At 42.1% G+C, this 18,245-nt stretch carries 12 protein-coding genes; 8 read left to right on the top strand and 4 right to left on the bottom strand.

Features of this window, described 5'->3' with window-relative positions; all coding sequences use genetic code 11:
* Window positions 1–2: 2 nt before the first annotated feature.
* On the bottom strand, window positions 3–650 hold the full coding sequence (locus QQK06_RS08465; RefSeq protein ID WP_284244226.1) for a leucine-rich repeat domain-containing protein: 648 nt from the start codon (window positions 648–650) through the stop codon (window positions 3–5).
* Window positions 651–883: 233 nt separating this feature from the next.
* On the opposite strand from QQK06_RS08465, the gene QQK06_RS08460 reads away from it, so the two are divergent.
* Together QQK06_RS08460 and QQK06_RS08455 are read left to right on the top strand one after the other, a co-directional pair.
* Window positions 884–3,043: a DUF6351 family protein gene (locus tag QQK06_RS08460; protein ID WP_284244225.1), complete on the top strand. Its 2,160-nt coding sequence runs from the start codon at window positions 884–886 to the stop codon at window positions 3,041–3,043.
* Window positions 3,044–3,166: 123 nt separating this feature from the next.
* Window positions 3,167–5,506 carry a Tex family protein gene (locus QQK06_RS08455; protein ID WP_284244224.1) on the top strand — a complete coding sequence of 780 codons (2,340 nt, stop codon included), beginning with the start codon at window positions 3,167–3,169 and terminating at the stop codon, window positions 5,504–5,506.
* A gap of 121 nt (window positions 5,507–5,627) precedes the next feature.
* Here QQK06_RS08455 and QQK06_RS08450 read toward each other — a convergent pair whose 3' ends face one another.
* Window positions 5,628–6,938 (bottom strand): aminotransferase class I/II-fold pyridoxal phosphate-dependent enzyme, encoded by a 1,311-nt coding sequence (locus QQK06_RS08450; RefSeq protein WP_284244223.1) that lies wholly within the window; start codon window positions 6,936–6,938, stop codon window positions 5,628–5,630.
* A gap of 106 nt (window positions 6,939–7,044) precedes the next feature.
* On the opposite strand from QQK06_RS08450, the gene QQK06_RS08445 reads away from it, so the two are divergent.
* On the top strand, window positions 7,045–7,932 hold the full coding sequence (locus tag QQK06_RS08445; RefSeq protein WP_284244222.1) for a dihydrodipicolinate synthase family protein: 888 nt from the start codon (window positions 7,045–7,047) through the stop codon (window positions 7,930–7,932).
* Between the two features lie 7 nt (window positions 7,933–7,939).
* A complete protein-coding gene (locus tag QQK06_RS08440; RefSeq protein WP_284244221.1) occupies window positions 7,940–9,142 on the top strand; it encodes an MFS transporter in 1,203 nt (400 codons plus the stop codon).
* A gap of 148 nt (window positions 9,143–9,290) precedes the next feature.
* Here the strand turns inward: QQK06_RS08440 and QQK06_RS08435 are convergent, their stop codons facing one another.
* Both QQK06_RS08435 and QQK06_RS08430 read right to left on the bottom strand, forming a co-directional pair.
* A complete protein-coding gene (locus tag QQK06_RS08435) occupies window positions 9,291–10,829 on the bottom strand; it encodes a methyl-accepting chemotaxis protein (RefSeq protein ID WP_284244220.1) in 1,539 nt (512 codons plus the stop codon).
* A gap of 216 nt (window positions 10,830–11,045) precedes the next feature.
* Window positions 11,046–12,104 carry a DcaP family trimeric outer membrane transporter gene (locus QQK06_RS08430; protein WP_284244219.1) on the bottom strand — a complete coding sequence of 353 codons (1,059 nt, stop codon included), beginning with the start codon at window positions 12,102–12,104 and terminating at the stop codon, window positions 11,046–11,048.
* Between the two features lie 318 nt (window positions 12,105–12,422).
* Here QQK06_RS08430 and QQK06_RS08425 point away from each other — a divergent pair, with 318 nt between their 5' ends.
* The 4 genes from QQK06_RS08425 (at window position 12,423) to QQK06_RS08410 (ending at window position 18,184) form a co-directional block, all read left to right on the top strand.
* Entirely contained in the window at window positions 12,423–14,708 is a 2,286-nt protein-coding gene (locus QQK06_RS08425; RefSeq protein WP_284244218.1) for a S9 family peptidase, read from the top strand.
* Window positions 14,709–14,896: 188 nt separating this feature from the next.
* Window positions 14,897–15,208, top strand: coding sequence for a TraR/DksA family transcriptional regulator (locus QQK06_RS08420; protein WP_284244217.1), 312 nt, complete (start codon window positions 14,897–14,899; stop codon window positions 15,206–15,208).
* Window positions 15,209–15,313: 105 nt separating this feature from the next.
* A complete protein-coding gene (locus QQK06_RS08415; RefSeq protein ID WP_284244216.1) occupies window positions 15,314–15,565 on the top strand; it encodes an HP1242/YdcH family protein in 252 nt (83 codons plus the stop codon).
* Between the two features lie 408 nt (window positions 15,566–15,973).
* Entirely contained in the window at window positions 15,974–18,184 is a 2,211-nt protein-coding gene (locus tag QQK06_RS08410) for a M4 family metallopeptidase (RefSeq protein WP_284244215.1), read from the top strand.
* Window positions 18,185–18,245 lie beyond the last annotated feature (61 nt).

Here is an 18,245-nt window from a genome sequence, read left to right as displayed (position 1 = left end):
GCTTATTTCCAATCATCGGCATTACCGTCATGGCTGATAACTATCCCTTCTTGCTTATCGTAAAAGTCATACAATTCATCTGGCATGGGGTTTTGGCGTACATCTAGAAACTCTAGTTGTTTAAGACCCGTTATCGATAAATCTTCTAATTTATTATCAAAAAAATAGCCGGTTTTTAGTTTGAGTAATGGGGTGATATCCAAAGTCGTCAGGCGGTTTTGCATTAATCTTATCGTGTGTAGTTCATTTAACCCTTGTAGGTTTATCGTTTTTAATCGGTTTCGGAATAAGAACAATTTTTGTAAATGAGAAAGACCTTGTATTTTTAGCTGTTCTAATTGGTTATTTGCCAGATTAAGTTCCATTAAGTTGTTCAGGCTCGTTAGATCTAAATTAGATAATGCATTGTTGTACAGGGATAAATAAGTGAGATTGCTAAACTGCGTAACTTCTTGAGCGTTTGTTATTTCCATACTGTGGCACTTTAAGCGAGTAACGTCATAAGCGCTATGCCAATTGTTTTTTTCGGCAGTTTGATGAACACAGGCTGCAAAAGCCGGATCTTTAAATTTAATATCTTTGATAATAACTTCTGCTGAGACTAAGTATGGGATAAAAAGCACCCAGAGCCATTTTTTTATATTGATCATGTACTAATAAAACCTTTGAGTGAACATGGAAAAGAGAAACTGAAATATGTTACCTATCTTAGTTAAGTTTGATATCAGTAAACAACTTTTTAGATAGAAACATTATCATGAACTAATTTCCTTTGTATTTCATTCAATTGAACAATTTCTTCCGGGTTTTCATCTTATCCGCTCTTTGGTGACCTACACTTAATAAGTGGGCTACTCGTTCCGCTGTCTTGAAGGAGTTCGCTATGATGAAGTATAAAAAATCAATAATATTCAGTATGTTATTGTTAGTTTTTTTGTTTGGTGGTTACTTGATCTTTCCTATCAATCAGGTGTCGTATGCCTATCGACAAGTCAAGAAAATCGCCCCGGCAACCAGCAATTATTTGTTACCGATTAAACAGCACATTGCGTTTGCGGTCAGACCAAGTGAAAACTTTCATTTTCCGATCGCACTGGGCGATCACGGGCCCAGTGAAAGTTTATATGCTGGGCCGAATCAATACCCCTTTTATTGTATGACCTTAAATTCTGATTTAGGGCAGCCATTGGTGGATAATCAACTGGGTTATGGCGTGCCGGTTTATCAGGACATCAACAAAAAAAATGTGATTATTGGTTATTCTAAAGACTGTAATGCCCGCTCACGTATCCAGTATTTTGTTGCCGACCAGCAAAATAATATTTATCAGCTTAATGAAAGTATTCCCACGGAACAACTTAATAACGGCAGTATTTTTCGGGTCGAACAAGGCACTATTAATCGCTTTATTTATACGCTGGTTATGCCGGTGACAAGTTCGGAAATCGGCGATCGTTTAGCTCAATCACAATGGAATAAGCGGCTGATTTATCAATTCAATGGTGGCTCTGGTATCGGCTATCGGCAAGGACGACAATTGGCGAGTAAGGTGATTGACCGGCAACTTGAGCAACTACGTGCCGGCTATGCGGTGATAAGTTCTAGCGGAAACCGCACCAGCTATACATATAATATGTTGTTAGCGGAAGACACCGCTCGACGGGTCAAAAGGCAGTTTGTTAGCCTCTATGGTGAGCCGTTATATACTGTTGGTATTGGTGGCTCTGGCGGTGGATTGGCACAATACCTGATTGGGCAAAATTCTCAGGGTATTTTAGATGGCTTGATCCCGCTATATTCCTATCCTGATATGATCACTCAGACGACATATGCCCTCGACTGTGATTTACTCAATAATTATTTTACTTTTCGGGCCGACAATAGACGGAAATGGCGAGATTGGTCTAAGCGTCAATTGATTGAAGGTATGAATGCCTTAAATAATTTTCCGCAGCGGGCGGCTTATTTGCAGCCGATGAATCAATTGCTAGCGGGTTTTGTCCCTAATATGCCGCAAGGTAACAGCGAATGTATTAACGGTTATTTCGGTTTATCGAGCTTTATTAATAACCCGCAACAGGGGTTTATTCGTAACTTTTTTCATCCTCAGGTAGTTAAAAATACTAAGTGGAGTTATTGGCAGGATATAGGTTATTTACTGGGATTAGACCAGCAGGGCTATGGTTTGTCGACCTGGGACAATGTCGGTGTACAGTATGGGCTCGCTGCATTAGTGGCTAATGAAATCAGTGTTGAAGAATTTTTAGATATTAATCAGAAAATTGGTGCTTGGAAACCTCAACCACAAATGACAGCGGAAGATCTCCATACACCATTTGGCCGTAAAATCCCGATATGGCTATCGCTTTGGGGGAATCAGAATATTACCGAAGTCGTTAACGGGGTAGCGCCGCGACACCAAGGTTCAATAATGGCAATGCAGGCCGCATATCGTAGTGGTCAGGTGTTTATCGGCAAAGTTAGTTTACCTGTTATTGATGTTCGGCATTATTTGGAAAACGATCTCGATATGCATCATGTTTCTGCCTCGTTTTATAGCCGCTTACGCATCGATAGCGCCATGGAGCAGCATCAGCATCATGTTATTTGGATTTCGCATAAAGACTATAACCCAGTCAATCAAGCATTTAACTTAATGGATCAGTGGTTGCTGGCATTGAGAGGCAGCACCTTAGCAGATGTGGTAGCCGCTAAGCCTGAGCAGTTGATGGATACTTGCTTTGATCAACAAGGGGATATTATTGCCCAAGGAGAAGGGGTGTTTGATGGTCAATGGAACCAATCTGCTACTGGCATGTGCGAGCGCGAATATCCGATGTTCAGCACCAGTCGTATTCAGGCGGGAGCAAACTGGGCCGGCGATATGTTTAAATGTCCGTTAATTCCGGTCACAGAAGCGATTGAACGTGGTTTTTATGGTCAGCACCTGATGACGCAACACTTAGGGGAGTTAAAACAGATATTTCCTGATGGCGTTTGTGATTATCAAGAAAGAGATTTGGGTCGTCCAGCCGATCTTTAAGTTAATCAATGGCAATCACAGCTGCTCGTCAATTAAAACATGCTTGTTGCACTTTCGTTGGCTTGTTTTTTCTGATCTCGCCCCAATGTTCGAGCTATTAATGTAAATAATGGAATGGTTTGGATGACAACTATTGCCGAGCAGCTCGCTCAAGAACTCAATGTAAAAACAGCTCAAGTGAATGCTGCGATAAATTTATTGGATGACGGTGCGACTGTACCTTTTATTGCGCGCTACCGTAAAGAAGCAACGCAAGGGCTGGACGATAATCATCTACGTCAGCTGGCGCAGCGTTTAGCTTATTTACGAGAGTTAAATGAACGTCGGCAGGTGATCTTAACCAATATTGAACAACAGGGAAAACTGAGCGTTGAGTTAAAAGCTCAACTTGAGCAAGCGGATAATAAAACCCGGTTAGAAGATTTGTATTTGCCTTATCGTCCGAAAAGGCGCACCAAAGGGCAAATGGCGATTGAAGCTGGATTAGCGCCGTTAGCAGACTTGCTGTTTAGCGACTGGTCTGTCAATCCTGAGCAGGCAGCATTGGATTATCTCAATACCGAACTAGGCTATGGTGACGCTGAGCAAGTGCTGGAAGGCGTGAGTTACATCCTGATCGAGCGTTTTTCTGAAGATGCTAACTTATTGCAAAAGCTACGTCGCCATCTGAAAAAGCAAGCACATATGGTCAGTCGAGTCGTGAAGAAAAAGCAGCAAGAGGCCGCTAAATATCAGGATTATTTTGATCATCACGAACTATTAAGCAAGGTACCATCTCATCGGGCACTGGCTATGCTACGAGGCCGTAATGAGGGTTTTCTTAACTTATCTATAGATGTTGATCCGGGACAAGAAGCCAGTGCCTATTCCAGTGCCGAGCAGATCATTAGCGAACATTTTAGTTTTCGTTTTTCCGGACAAGCTGCAGCGGCATTTTTAACAAAAGTTGTCCGTCTTGCCTGGAAAGCAAAATTAAGTGTATCGCTGGAAACGGAGTTACTCGGGCAATTACGTGAACGGGCAGAAACTGAAGCGATTAATGTTTTTGCAACTAACTTAAAAGATTTATTAATGGCAGCTCCAGCTGGTGCTAAAGTGACGCTTGGCCTAGATCCTGGCTTAAGAACTGGTTGTAAAATTGCCATTGTTAGTGACACCGGGAAATTACTGCATACCACGACAATTTTTCCCCATGCACCGCAGAATAACTGGGATAAATCGGTTCGCACTCTAGTTAACTTATGTCAACAACATAAAGTCGAATTGATAGCTATTGGTAATGGTACCGCATCACGAGAAAGTGACAAATTAGTGGTTGAAGTGCTTGAACAGCTTGAACAAAAGTCAGTGAAAAAGGTATTGGTCAGTGAAGCGGGTGCTTCGGTCTATTCCGCGTCCGAGTTGGCAGCGAACGAATTCCCTGATTTAGATGTTTCATTACGTGGTGCAGTGTCGATTGCCCGTCGATTACAAGATCCATTAGCAGAATTAGTGAAAATTGATCCGAAAGCGATTGGTGTTGGTCAGTACCAGCACGATGTGAGTCAAAGTCAGCTCACGGCGATGCTTGATAATGTGATTGAAGATTGTGTTAATGCGGTTGGGGTTGAATTAAATAGTGCCTCTGCAGCGTTATTAACCCGAGTTTCTGGGTTGAATAAAACCATGGCGCAAAACATTGTTCGTTTTCGTGACGAGCATGGGCGGTTTAATAACCGTAAAGAACTGAAAAAAGTCGCGCGTTTAGGACCTAAAGCGTTTGAACAATCCGCTGGTTTTTTGCGCATAGCAAATGGTGATAATCCATTAGATCAGTCGGGTGTTCACCCGGAAACTTATCCGGTAGTGGAAAAAATGCTGCAAGCATTAAACAGTGATATTGCTGAAGTGATGGGCAATAGTGACAAACTGAAACAATTAACGGCGCAGCAGTTAGCGGACGAACAATTCGGTGTCATTACCGTTGAAGATATTATCGCTGAACTGGAAAAACCAGGGCGAGATCCGCGCCCAGAGTTCAAGACCGCAAATTTTAAAGAAGGCATTAATACTATTAATGATCTGCAAGTCGGGATGATATTAGAGGGCGTTGTGTCTAACGTCGCGAATTTTGGTGCTTTTGTTGATTTAGGCGTTCATCAGGATGGCTTAGTGCATATCTCGGCGATGACCAACAAGTTTATCAGTGATCCGCACGATATTGTCAAAGCAGGCGATATTGTTAAAGTTAAAGTGACGGAAGTTGAGGCAGCTAGAAAGCGTATCAGCCTAACTATGCGTTTAGATGATGCGATTAGTGCCAAGCCTGCTCAGCAGAAAAAGTCGTTTGATAATAAAAAATCAAATGGCAAAGCGCATCAGCCAAAATCTGGGCAAAGACCTCATAAAAATAAAGCGAAAGAGCCAGCAAATGCTGCTATGGGTAACGCTTTTGCTGATGCTCTTGCCAAATTGAAAAAATAGCCTCAAGTGCGAATTTAATTTTTATTTTAGTGGCTACCGGCGGTTAATGTTGAAGATAAATTCGCTTTTTGAATGGACCAGAAATATATTTATCAGTCCTGGCGTGTCGCTGCATTGGTCTTTATTTCATGTAAAGTGCAATGATTGCGGCTAGATCAGCTGCGAACTGATGGGCAGTTTGTGGTTCCATATTTTGTACACTGACTCGGATCGCCTGTGATTTCTCGTCAATATCAAAACTGGTGCTAGCCCTGACAAGCCAGCCTTTGCGTGATAATGCATATATTATCGCCTGACTATCACCCGTTACCGGCACCCAGACATTAAGCCCATCTGTGGTTTGTTCGATGCTAATTCCATGGGCTGCTAAGGCATTGATCAACGTAGTTCGGCGATGCGCACAATGCTCTTTTGCAGCATTAAGCTGTTGTTGGAAAGCTTTTGTGGTTAGGCAAGTATACACCAGTGATTGTAAAACCCGGCTGACCCATGACATGCCAGGAGCTAAACGGGTATTAATGCGTTTGATTGACTCTTTATCAGCGGCGACAAAAGCCATGCGCAGATCGGGCCCTAGGCCTTTTGATACTGAACGGAACACCGCCCAGTTATAAGTGCTCACAGGAATGACACTATGATGTGGCGTTACTGCCAGCAAAGAAAAATGATCGTCTTCCAACACTAACACCTCAGGGTAATGACTTAATACTTCACGTAACTGAACGGCACGTTCTCTAGAAATACTGGCACCAGTAGGATTGTGTGCTCGGGGAGTGATTAATACTGCTTTTGCTCCTTTTTCCAATGCCGCTTTGAGCGCATTTGCACACATGCCGTATTGGTCTACTTTGGCAGCGACTACTTGCATACCCGCCAAACGTATCGCGTTGGCAGAGCTGATATAACATGGGTCTTCTACTACGACTTTATCACCTGGCACCAGATGAGCTGCCATCATACGCTCGAGTGTGTCGATGGCACCATTACATAATGTGAGATCAAAATTTGGCGGACAAGCTCCGGCAAACCATGCTTTACCATATTGATAGATTTGCGGCAGTATAGTTGCTTCACCGTATAAAAATTGAGCCAACTGAGTATGACCAGCCACTTTATTTAAATCCGGTAACCATTCGCGTCTTGGGCTGCCATCTGCCAGATCAAACAGTGCAGTATCTGTTATTCCTTCTTGCTCTCCAGCGCTAGGTTCCTGACAAATACGTGTGCCCAGACGTCCTTGGGTTACGGCAATGCCAGCTTTGGATAAACGCTGATATGCGGCTGACACTGTGTTGCGATTGACGCCTAACTGCTCTGCCAATTCGCGAACTGAAGGTAGCAAATCTCCCGCCATTAGTTGACCATCACTGGTTAGCTGACGAATAGAGGTAAAAATTTCTTGTGCACTATTACCTGAAATCTTGACTTTCATTTTTGTCCTATGACAATATAGTTTGTGTCATATGTCAAAATAACCTGAGGTTATTTATCTTATGCTTAGTTAATTCTATCTACATTGTAACCAAATAGGAGTTCAAATGTTTACTGGTTTATCTGCATTTCCCGTGACCCCTTTTCATGATGAAAAAATTGATTTCTCTGCTTATCAGCGTTTAATCACTAATTTAACTAATGCCAGAGTGGATTCCATTTGTGCGACGGGCTCGACAGGCCTCTATCCTTATCTAACATGCGATGAATTATCGGCAGTTGCAAAATGTACGGTTGAACTGGCAGATAATATTCCTGTAATGGCTGGCATCGGTGCGTTGCGAACCGCCGACGTATTAAGGAACGCCGAGGCAGTGCAAAAAGCAGGAGTCAGCGCGGTCTTGCTTGCACCGGTTTCTTATCATCCCCTGAAAGAAAACGAAGTTTTTTCTTTGTATCAGCGGGTTACCGCTGAACTGTCGGTACCACTTTGTGTTTATGAAAATCCCGGTGTCACTAATTTTACTTTTAGTGATGAGCTCTATCATAACGTATCTCACTTGCCCAAGGTTGCCGCGATTAAAATTCCAGGCATGCCGTTTGCGACTGAGCAAGGTGTAGAACGTTTGGCTCAATTGCGCAACATAGTCCCAGAGACTGTCGCTATTGGTGTTAGTGGTGACAAATTCGGCGCGGCAGGTATAGCAGCAGGCTGCGATCTGTGGTTGTCGGTGTTAGGGGGATTATTTCCTCATACAGTGAAACGCCTGATCCACGCTGCTCAGTCTGATCAGAAAGTGATACAGTCGGCGAAAAAACTCGATGGACTTTGGGAATTGTTTGCACGTAATAAAGGCGGAATGCGGGTGATGGCTACCGCTGCTAATATTTTGGGTTATAGCGAAGTCAATTGTTTACCACAACCTCTTAGTCCGTTAGCGGGAGAAGATCGGGTAATGTTAGCGAACTTGCTTAAACAGTTGCAATTGGATTAAGCGGATTATGAGTGGTTATCTCAAGACTAAGCGGACATGGTTATTATCACCCTTTAAGTTGGCGGAACTGCCCCGTTATGTACTGGCTGCGGTGTTGGCACGTATGGCTACCGGTGGTTCGGCGGTGGCCATTATTCTGCTGGCAAATAGTTATGGTGCACAGGGAAAAGTGGCTGGAGCACTGGCTGCCTGTTTGACTGCTCCTCATGTTCTTGGCCCTATTTATGGCCGCTGGTTAGATCAGTCGGATAATCCTCGGCGGATTATAGCCGTCTGTACTTTTTTGTTTACCGTTTTCTTTCAATTGGCTATTTTAGGCTTTCAGTGGGATTTTATCTGGTTAACGATCGGTTCATTGTTAATTTGCGGTATTTGTAGCTCATTTATGATGGGCGGGCTCAGTACTCAACTTATTTATCTTGTTGCTGAAGATTTATCTGCCCGGCGCCGTGCACAAAGCTATGATACTTTCACTTATGGCTTTGGTTTGACGTTGGGACCGATGCTAATCGCGTTGTTAACTACAAGTTATTCCATTCAGTTAGCGGTTAGCCTGTTGATGTGTTTGCCGGTGCTTTCAGGATTATTTATTCTGTGCCTGCCAACGCCTGAGCATGAAATTACCCAGAAAAAAGTCGCTACACTGGGATTTAGACAAGTTATTGATATTATGCGTCAGTCCGGTCCACTAAAGCGTACGATAAGCATGACTTCAGGTGCTTCCTTTAGTGTCGCAGCTTTGCCAGTATTAGCGGTTTATCTCAGTGAGTTCTGGCAGCATAGTAAAGCAAGTGGGGCTTATCTGGTAACTTGCTATGGTATTGGTTGTGTATGCGGTGCAGTGTTACTGATGATTAGGCCTATGCAATCTGAAGTACTAACTTTGCTCAGAAATGTTGGTAGTGGGGTATTGCTAACACTGATACTGATCAGCTTCAGCTCTTCTTTTAGTCTCGGTCTTGTCGGCTACTGGCTATGCGGTGTTATCAATTCCATCTTTTTTGCGGTGACGCTGGCAGCGAGAAGTGAATACGCACCTCAGCAGGGAGCGGCGCAGATATATATGTGGGTTGCCGCGGCTAAAATTAGTGCCGCCTCATTAGGAGCATTTGCTGCTGGTTTTTTGGTGGATCACTCCATTACCTTAGCCATGATGGTTTCTTCGTCGGTATTAGCTCTTACTCTAATCTTATGTTTTTGGCGAAAGTGATTTGGGGCAGTAGACAGTGTTGAGATTTGCTGCAAAAATAAACGTTAAAAAGCAATACGTTCTAGCTAAATCTATTTAACAAGCCAGAGCCAGATTAATGTCATAATCCGGCTCTGGTTGTTTAACACTCATTGCGATAAGTGAAGAGTTATCTGAAAGTTGAGCTTAACATTTCCAGTGTCTGGGCTTTTTCATTAACCGCCTGACCATAACCACTGACATTTTCTGCCATCTGGGTATTCTCTTTGGAAATACCGTCTATGGTATGAATACTTTCATTGACTTGTTCTGCTACTACACTTTGTTGCTCGGTTGCGGTGGCGATTTGCTGGCTTAAGCCGGTAATTTCATCCACCATAGCAACAATTAGATCCATTTGCTGCTTGGCTTCTGTGGTGTCATCAACACAGTTATTTGCTGAATCCCGGCTCGCTAGCATCACTTGGCTCCAGCGTTCCAAAGTTTTTTGTAGTTCAACAACCGAGTGTTGAATTTGTTCGGTTGCTGCCTGAGTGCGGCTTGCTAAGGTTCTTACTTCATCAGCTACGACCGCGAAGCCTCGTCCTTGCTCACCAGCTCGGGCCGCCTCAATTGCCGCATTTAGTGCCAATAAGTTGGTTTGATCAGCAATGCCCTGAATCTCACTCATGATTTCTGCTATTTTGGTTGCATCAGTCACTAAAGAGGTGGCGGTAGTTGCGGCGTTTTCTACCTCGTTAGAAAGCCCGCTTATTTTTCCTTGAGTGGTGTCAATAGTGCTAATGGTGTGATGACATTTTTCGACAATATCCAGCATTTTATCATGTGCACTATTGGTACTTTGACTGACTTCGCCAATCGTGGCACTCATCTGGGTGATCGCCGTCGCCAGCTGATCTAGGTGATCATTTTCTTCCAGCAAGCCGGTTAATGATTGTTGTGAACTTTGGTTTAACTGGCTGGCAAGTTGTACTAATAAATCACCGGTATCTTTACTGCGACCAAGAATAGTTCTGATTTTGGCTTGCTGCATAACAAAAGGGTAGTTGAGTAGAGCAGTCAAACCTTTACCGCAAAATAATAAACGGGAAGGGCTGTCGTATTTCGCTTTGATACGCGAGACTTCTCTTGGTAGCAGAATCAGCTCGTCAAAATAAACAGTAATTAACATCGCAACCATAAGCAATAATAACAATGCCGCTGACCAGCTAAACTGCCAAGCAGCAACAAGACTCGCCGCTGCAATAATCAGGACACAAATAAATTGTTTTAAACTAATATTGGTGGAAAATTCTGTCACACGCTTATTGTTATTAATTGAGTTGTATAAGGCTTGGGCAGCTTGCTTTTGTTCTTGGCTGGGCGCAACGCGCACTGATTGGTAACCAATAATATTATTCTCTTGGTATATAGGAGTTACATAGGCATCTACCCAATAGTAATCACCATTCTTGCAGCGATTTTTTACCATGCCGCGCCAGGAATCACCGCGTTTGAGCTTCTGCCATAAATCTGCAAACGCTGCTTTAGGCATATCCGGATGTCGAACTATGTTGTGATGCTGACCGATTAATTCTTCCTTAGTGTAGCCTGCGACCCGACAAAAATTATCGTTAGCATAAATAATGTCGCCCTGTAAATCGGTTGTCGAAACCAGTTGCTCTGTAACGTCAAATAAAACTTCATTTGCAGAAGTGCGTATTGTCATAAACCACCAAAGTTATTGTACTTGTATATTTAAGAACAATAATTATCATTTAGCTATGGTTAAAATGCCAATCATATCGTGTGATTATTTACTGTTAAGTGATTGATATAGAAAATGTATGTTAATGGAAAGTAAAAAAGGGGAAGCATTGCTTCCCCGTAAACAATCTCAACTTAATGAGATTGACTAACGCAAGTTGGTGGTCTTGGTTGTGCGCTATAGCACATACTTTACTGAAATTTGGGCGTAATCAGAATCGGCATCTAAATCTTTAGCGTCGAAATTACCAAACTCGATACCGTAAGATAATTTGGCATTAATTTGTTTAAAAACATTAATCCCCCAGTGAGTGCGGTCGCGATCTGACTCATCTGTTTCTGTATTGCCATAAAAGAAATTAGAACGCAGGTCTTCCGTCCAGAAATGACGGTAGGATACTAGTATTGAAGTGGTTTCTTCGACTTCTTCACCGACAAGATCGGTTGCCGCCGCCGCACCAACATAGCGACCGGTATTGCCACCATGTAATTGGAAACGAAAATCGTCTTTACCTACCGTCTTGATACGACCGGCAATACCGTAACCAACACCGGATTCAGATTCGCCCATGGCGGTTTCCAGCTGTTTGGCAACGGCGGCAATGGATACATTGCCCCAATCACCTTTAAAAGTGTATTTAGCGATGACATCAGGCACTGAGTCTTTTGCACCGTAGCCTCCAGCGCCAACATAGCCACCATAAGATTCTGGGTTTTCGATAGCAATTTGCAGGCCGCCGTTAGTGTAGCGTACTTGATCTTGACGAATAAAGGCTGAAGCCACTAAAGGACCGCCGAAATCTGCTGCTTCGGCGATAGCGCTGGTATTGACAAATGTCGACCAGGTTTGTCCAACTGTCCAGTTTTTATATTTGATAAAGGCATGGCGTAAACGCGGATGTCTGGAATTGGTTAATTTTTCATTGCCACCACCGCCAAAGAGGTCAAATTCTATAAACCCAGTGACATCACCGTGGACGTATTTGGTGTTAAAGCGCGTCGAGTCGGCATGAAATCGAACATTGGAAATATCATCTTTCACCACATGACCAATCCAAAAATCATCATTCGTTAAAGTTGATGCCGCATTGCCGTCAATGTAGCGAATATCTCCTTGAATATAACCACCAAAGGTTATGGTGTCCTGATCGGATAACTTGATTTCATAGCCCGCATTCGCACTACTTGCTACTACCAGCAAACTGGTGGCCAGCAGGCTTTTTCTATTGTTTAACATCACACTTTCCCCATTTTAATTGCTCTTAGCAGCACAAACTTGCAGGCTACTTTTATCGTTATTTTTTAATTTGTATTTTTAATTCTGGTTATTACGGTAGAGCGTAATTTGTTAATAAGGAATTAGACCTAAGTCTATATTGTCAACAATTGACACTAGACTTTAGTCGTAGCTGGTGGTGCCGAATAGGAATTCGTCGTGGAAAATCAGGTACTCAACGTGAGATAGCTATCTTGCAATCCGACTGTGATAATATCTGATGCTAACAATAAATCGCTGATATGATATTGGCAATGATAATGATAAGAAGGTTTTTCTATGAGGAAACTACTCTCTATTTCTGCGGTTTTCGCACTTGCGAGCCAAGTGAGTTACGCTCAGCAACTGAGTGTTGAAGATTACCAACGGGCTGAACAACAGTTATCGGCGACGACAGATACTTTAGTAACAGGTACGGTTGATTATCCTCGTTGGTCAGATGAACAACGGCTGACTTATCGTAGCCATACTTTAGACGGCAATCGCTTTTATCGTTATGACGTAAAGCAGCAAAAGAAAGAGCTGGCCTTTGATCATAAAAGATTAGCAGAAGCTTTAGCGCGTATCACCGAAAGTGAAGTTGACCATAATAAATTGCCATTTCGTTCATTTCGTTTTACTGACAAAAATACCATTAATCTCAAGGTTAAGCAGCTGACGTATAGTTGTAATATAACCAGTTATCTATGTAAAAAAGATAATATGGCACCTAAGGAAAATGAGCTGGTTTCACCGGATGGTAAACGTGCCGTGTTTATTAAGGGACATAATCTATGGCTCAGGGATTTAGTAAGTAACGAGGAACGTCCGCTAACGACTGACGGTATCGAAGATTTTGGCTATGGTACTAATAATGCTGGCTGGATCAGAGATGACAAACCCGTAGTTAAATGGTCACCAGATTCAAAAAAATTAACCACTTTCAGGCATGACAGTCGCAACGTCGGTGACATGGGGGTCGTCTCTACTATTGTTGGTCACCCTAAAATAGACATCTGGAAATACCCGCTACCAGGTGATGAACATATATTTACCATTCACCGTGTCGTCATCGATGTCGAGCAAGCTAAGGTGATCCCATTAGACATGGCGCCAGATGCTCAACGTTCTACTATTACTGATCATGTTGCGGGCCGAGACGGTAGTTTATTAGATGTTGACTGGGCATCCGATAGCTCAAACTTTGCCTTTGTCTCTTCATCTCGAGATCATAAAAAAGCAACATTGCGTATTGCGGATGCAGCTACCGGTAAGGTAAAAACTGTATTTACCGAAACGGAAGAAAGCTTTTTTGAGTCAGGTGTCGGTGGTATTAGCTGGCGTTATTTAGCAAAAACTAACGAAGTGGTGTGGTTTTCTCAGCGTTCAGATTGGGGCCATTTATATCTGATCGATGCATCAAGCGGGAAAGTGAAAAAGCAAATTACTCACGGTGACTGGACGGTTATCACATTGTTAGCTGTCAATGAAAAGACAGGGAAATTGATTTTTACTGGTGCTGGACGTGAAGGGAGTGATCCATATTTTCATTATCTCTACAGTGTGAATAAAGATGGCTCAGATCTGACATTGTTAACGCCTGAAAAGAAACACCATCGTATTACTCTATCAGAAGACGGACAGTACTTTCTCGATCGCAGCTCAACTTATGAACAGCCGGAAGTCAGTTATTTAGGTGATATAACAACTGGCAAACGTATCGTTATTGAAAAAATGGACATCTCAGCGTTATCGACAATTGGCTGGCAAGCACCAACGCCATTTGTAGTTAAAGATCGTAATGGTGAGCAAGATATCTACGGCTTGATGTATAAGCCGAGTAACTTTGATAAAAACAAACAATATCCAGTGGTCAACTATCTCTATCCTGGTCCACAAGTTGGTAGTATTCGCGGTCGTCACTTCCGTAGCGCGCGTGGAGACAATCAGGCGATAGCTGAGCTTGGGTTTATTGTGATTGAAATTGATGCGCTTGGTACGCCGGGGCGTTCAAAAAGTTTCCATGAAGCCTATTACGGAAATATGGGCGACAGTGGTATTCCGGATCAAGTCGCGGCGATTAAACAACTGGCAGAAAAATATGTTTGGATTGATGACTCACGAGTTGGTATCTGGGGGCATTCTGGCGGTGGTTTTGCGTCTACTCGTGCTTTGCTGACCTTCCCTGATTTTTATAGCGTCGCGGTATCGCAGGCGGGTAATCATGATAACCGCTTATATGAAGATGATTGGGGCGAAAAATGGCATGGTCTGGAAGTGAAAAATGAAGATGGCACTAGTAACTATGATAGCCAGGCGAATCAACTACTAGTGGATAACTTAAAAGGTAAGTTATTAATCGCTCATGGCACCACAGACACTAATGTCCATCCTAATAACACCCTAGTAGTGGTAGAAGCACTAATTAAGGCAAATAAAGATTTTGATATGTTATTGCTGCCTAATCGTGGCCACGGTTTTGCCCGCGAGCCCTTTATGATGCGTAAACGTTGGGATTATTTTGTTACTCACTTGTTAGGGGCAACGCCACCTAAAGAATATTTTTTTGAAACGTTGAACAAGTAAAATTGACCAATGATTAGCAATAAGGGGCCGAGCGCCCCTTATTTTTTAGCTGAGATAAACCTAGGTTTATCATCAGATAATGAAAACAGAATATTCATTGTGCTAGATCAATATCCTTAATCTCGCTGTCGTTATGATGAAGTTATACCACGTTGATTCAATTGGTATTAGGCAAGGAGATAACAACAATGATTGCACAGATATCAGATACCCTACTGGCAAAAAAAGCTGAGTTAAGCCAACGTATTGCGGCGATAGAAGCCGATTTTAAGAAAGGACGCGCTGCTGATTTTGCCGAACAAACGTCGGAGCGTGAAAATGATGAAGTGCTTGATGAAATTCATCATGAAGCTAAGGCTGAATTATCGTTAATTTGCCATGCCTTGCAACGAATTGAAAATGGCCGTTATGGCATTTGTGATAGCTGTGCTGAAAAAATTGCTGAGCAGCGTTTAAGTGCACTTCCCTACACGACAAAGTGTATTGATTGTGCTACTTAATGGCTAATTTTATCAGTCATGTTGTATGAGCTTATTAACTATATTTTTAAAGTGTAATGGTATTAATAGTTTAAAGATCAATACACTCAAATTAAGGAAATTTTTATGACAATTGAAAAGCATGATTTACACCGTGAGTTCCCCGAATTTGAAACTGAGATCCATCAACTCAAAATGAAAGACGCACATTTTGCTCGCCTGTTTAAAGAATATCATCAGTGCGATCATGAAGTGCGCCGAATTGAACAAGGTGCTGAAAATACCTCAGATGAATATTTAGAACAGCAAAAAAAGCAAAGATTATTGCTAAAAGACCAATTGTTTAGTTTGTTAAAACAGGCGCAAGCAGTCGTCTAAATTACTGCCCCTTAATACACTCTGTTGTTTTGGCCGATAGTGATATCGGCCTTTTTTTCATCTGTTTTTTGCATCTAGTGTTGTTGTTGCTTTTAGCACTTTTCTTATACTGATTAGTTTCTTTTTAAATAAAAAGTGAATAAACATACATATGTAGCTTTTGTTAAAAAAATGTCAAATATTATTTTTCTGTTTTTTCTACTCATTATTTGTCCATAAGTAAATGCAAATTAAATTCATATAAAACAATTAGTTATTTTTAAGTGTAAAGAAATGTTTCTATTTTGAACGTAATTGGTTTGTGAAATATTTGTTTAATATTTGTTAATGTATACAAAAGCGCTATGGTTAAAAAACCTCTTAAAGAGGATAAATAATAATAAAACGCACCCTAGAGAAGGAATACTTATGAAAATTAAATCGTTCAATTATTTATTGATCGCATCGTCAATATGCTATGCAACATCCTTATATGCTGCAGATAACGACGCTGTAAATGCGCGTACGTTAGCAGGTCAACCTATGTTTGCAACAGGAGACCTTGGTACAATTTCGGCGCAGTTTAATGAAAAAACAATGAAGCAAGCGGTTACTCAATACCTTGGTTCGTCATTGCTTGGCAATGAAAGTTTTACCGTAAAGCGTCAATGGCGTGATCAACTAGGCAAAAACCATATTCAATTACAACAAAAAATTAATGGTTTACCTGTCTACGGCACCAGTTTATCCATTCACATGCAAGGAGATCAATTAGGTGTTGGATTGAAGCAAAGTGTTGGTAACAGTAAAATTTATGCTATGTCTGGTGTGGTCGCACGTGCAGAGGGGAGTAGCGCTAATCGCAAGCAAACGTCTGCCAATGCGACAACGGGTAAAAATCGTGTGATTGAATTAGCTCAGGAGCTAGGTGAAATTACCGCTCAACCTCAGCAAGTATACGTTTATCTACCTCTAACCGATGAAACGAAACAAGCATGGAAAGTGGAAGTAACCTGGAATAACAGCGGTGAAGATTTTGGCCGCGATTGGTTATTTTACGACGTTAATACGATAGAGCTATTAACTCGCCATGCTCAGGTGCATTCCGCTAAAAATTGGAAAACCTACGATTTGCAAAATCAAGATCAACAATATGCACCGGGTCAACTGTTATGTACTAATAATCAAAGCTGTGGTGATGCATCGGCCCAGCGTGCACATGATGGCGCGGCAAAAGTTTATGATTTTTATAAGGCTCGTTTTAATCGTAACGGTATTAACAACAATGATATGGTCATGATTTCCAGTGTTCACCTTGGCAATAATGTTGCAAATGCCTATTGGACAGGCAGCCAGATGTTATACGGTGACGGTGATGGGCAACAACTAGATGATCTGACATTAAGCTTTGATGTTATTGGTCATGAATTGACTCATGGTGTTACTCAACATACTGCTAACCTGATTTATAACAATGCGTCTGGCGCATTAAATGAAGCTTGGTCAGACATTATGGGCGTGGCAGCTAAAGCTTATCGTGACAATACCACGCAAGCCGATTGGCTATTAGCGGAAGAAAGCTACACGCCTGGAGTGAGTGGCGATGCGATGCGTTATATGAAAAACCCAACGCAAGATAACTACTCAAAAGACTGGTGGCCAGAGCGCATTCCTTATGTCAGTAATCCAAACAACGGTAATGACCAAGGTGGTGTTCATGGAAATTCAGGGATTGCGAACTTAGCATTTGCCTTATTGGCTGATGGTGGTCAACATCCTCGTAATAAATCTAACGCAACAGTGAACGGTGTTGGCTTATTGAAAGCTGAACAGATTTTCTATCGTGCATTAACTACGTATATGAATCAAAGTACTAATTTTGCGGGAGCAAGAAGTGCTACTGCTCAAGCGGCTGCTGATTTATATGGAGACAGTGAGAAAAATTCTGTTGAAACAGCATGGTGTGCCGTTGGTGTCGGTGAGTGTCCAGGAGTCGTTACTTCACCACAAACTTTAGAAAATGGCGTCGCTAAAACGAACATCTCTGGTGCTGAAAAAGCGGAAATGATCTTTACATTAGAGGTACCTGCGGGGGCAACTAATTTATCATTTGTTACATCAGGAGGCACAGGTGATGCAGACTTGTATGTACGCTTTGGTGATGAGCCAACGTTATCATTATCCGATTGTAAAAGCACAACACCTACAAGTGATGAAACTTGTGAAATTACAAATGTTCAGGCGGGTAAATATTATGTCATGGTACAGGCATGGAACCAGATCTCTGGTGTCAGCCTAACAGGCAGCTATCAAACTAGTACTGGGGAAGTCGAGCCGATCAGTGAATCTGTCACAGGTATTTCGGTCAACACAGGAGCATGGACTCGTTATACTTTACCGTTAGCCGCTGGTTATAAGGACATGAATATTTCAATCTCGGGTGGTTATGGTGATGCTGACTTGTACGTGACTTATGGGCAGCAATCAACGTCATCACATTCTGATTGTAGTCCGTTACTATATGGTAATAATGAATCATGTGACTTCACGAATCCATCTGAAGGTACTTGGTACATTGATATTTACGGTTACAGCTATGCATCAGGGATCACCTTAACGGTGACAGCAAATCCTGAGTAAATCGTTTATATAGCATTTATTACAACACCATTGAGTCATTATTAGCTCAATGGTGTTTTTA

The sequence above is a fragment of the Thalassotalea insulae genome, assembly GCF_030161395.1.
Taxonomy (GTDB): Bacteria; Pseudomonadota; Gammaproteobacteria; order Enterobacterales; family Alteromonadaceae; genus Thalassotalea_E; species Thalassotalea_E insulae.
This window is presented reverse-complemented; position numbering and strand designations above follow the sequence as displayed.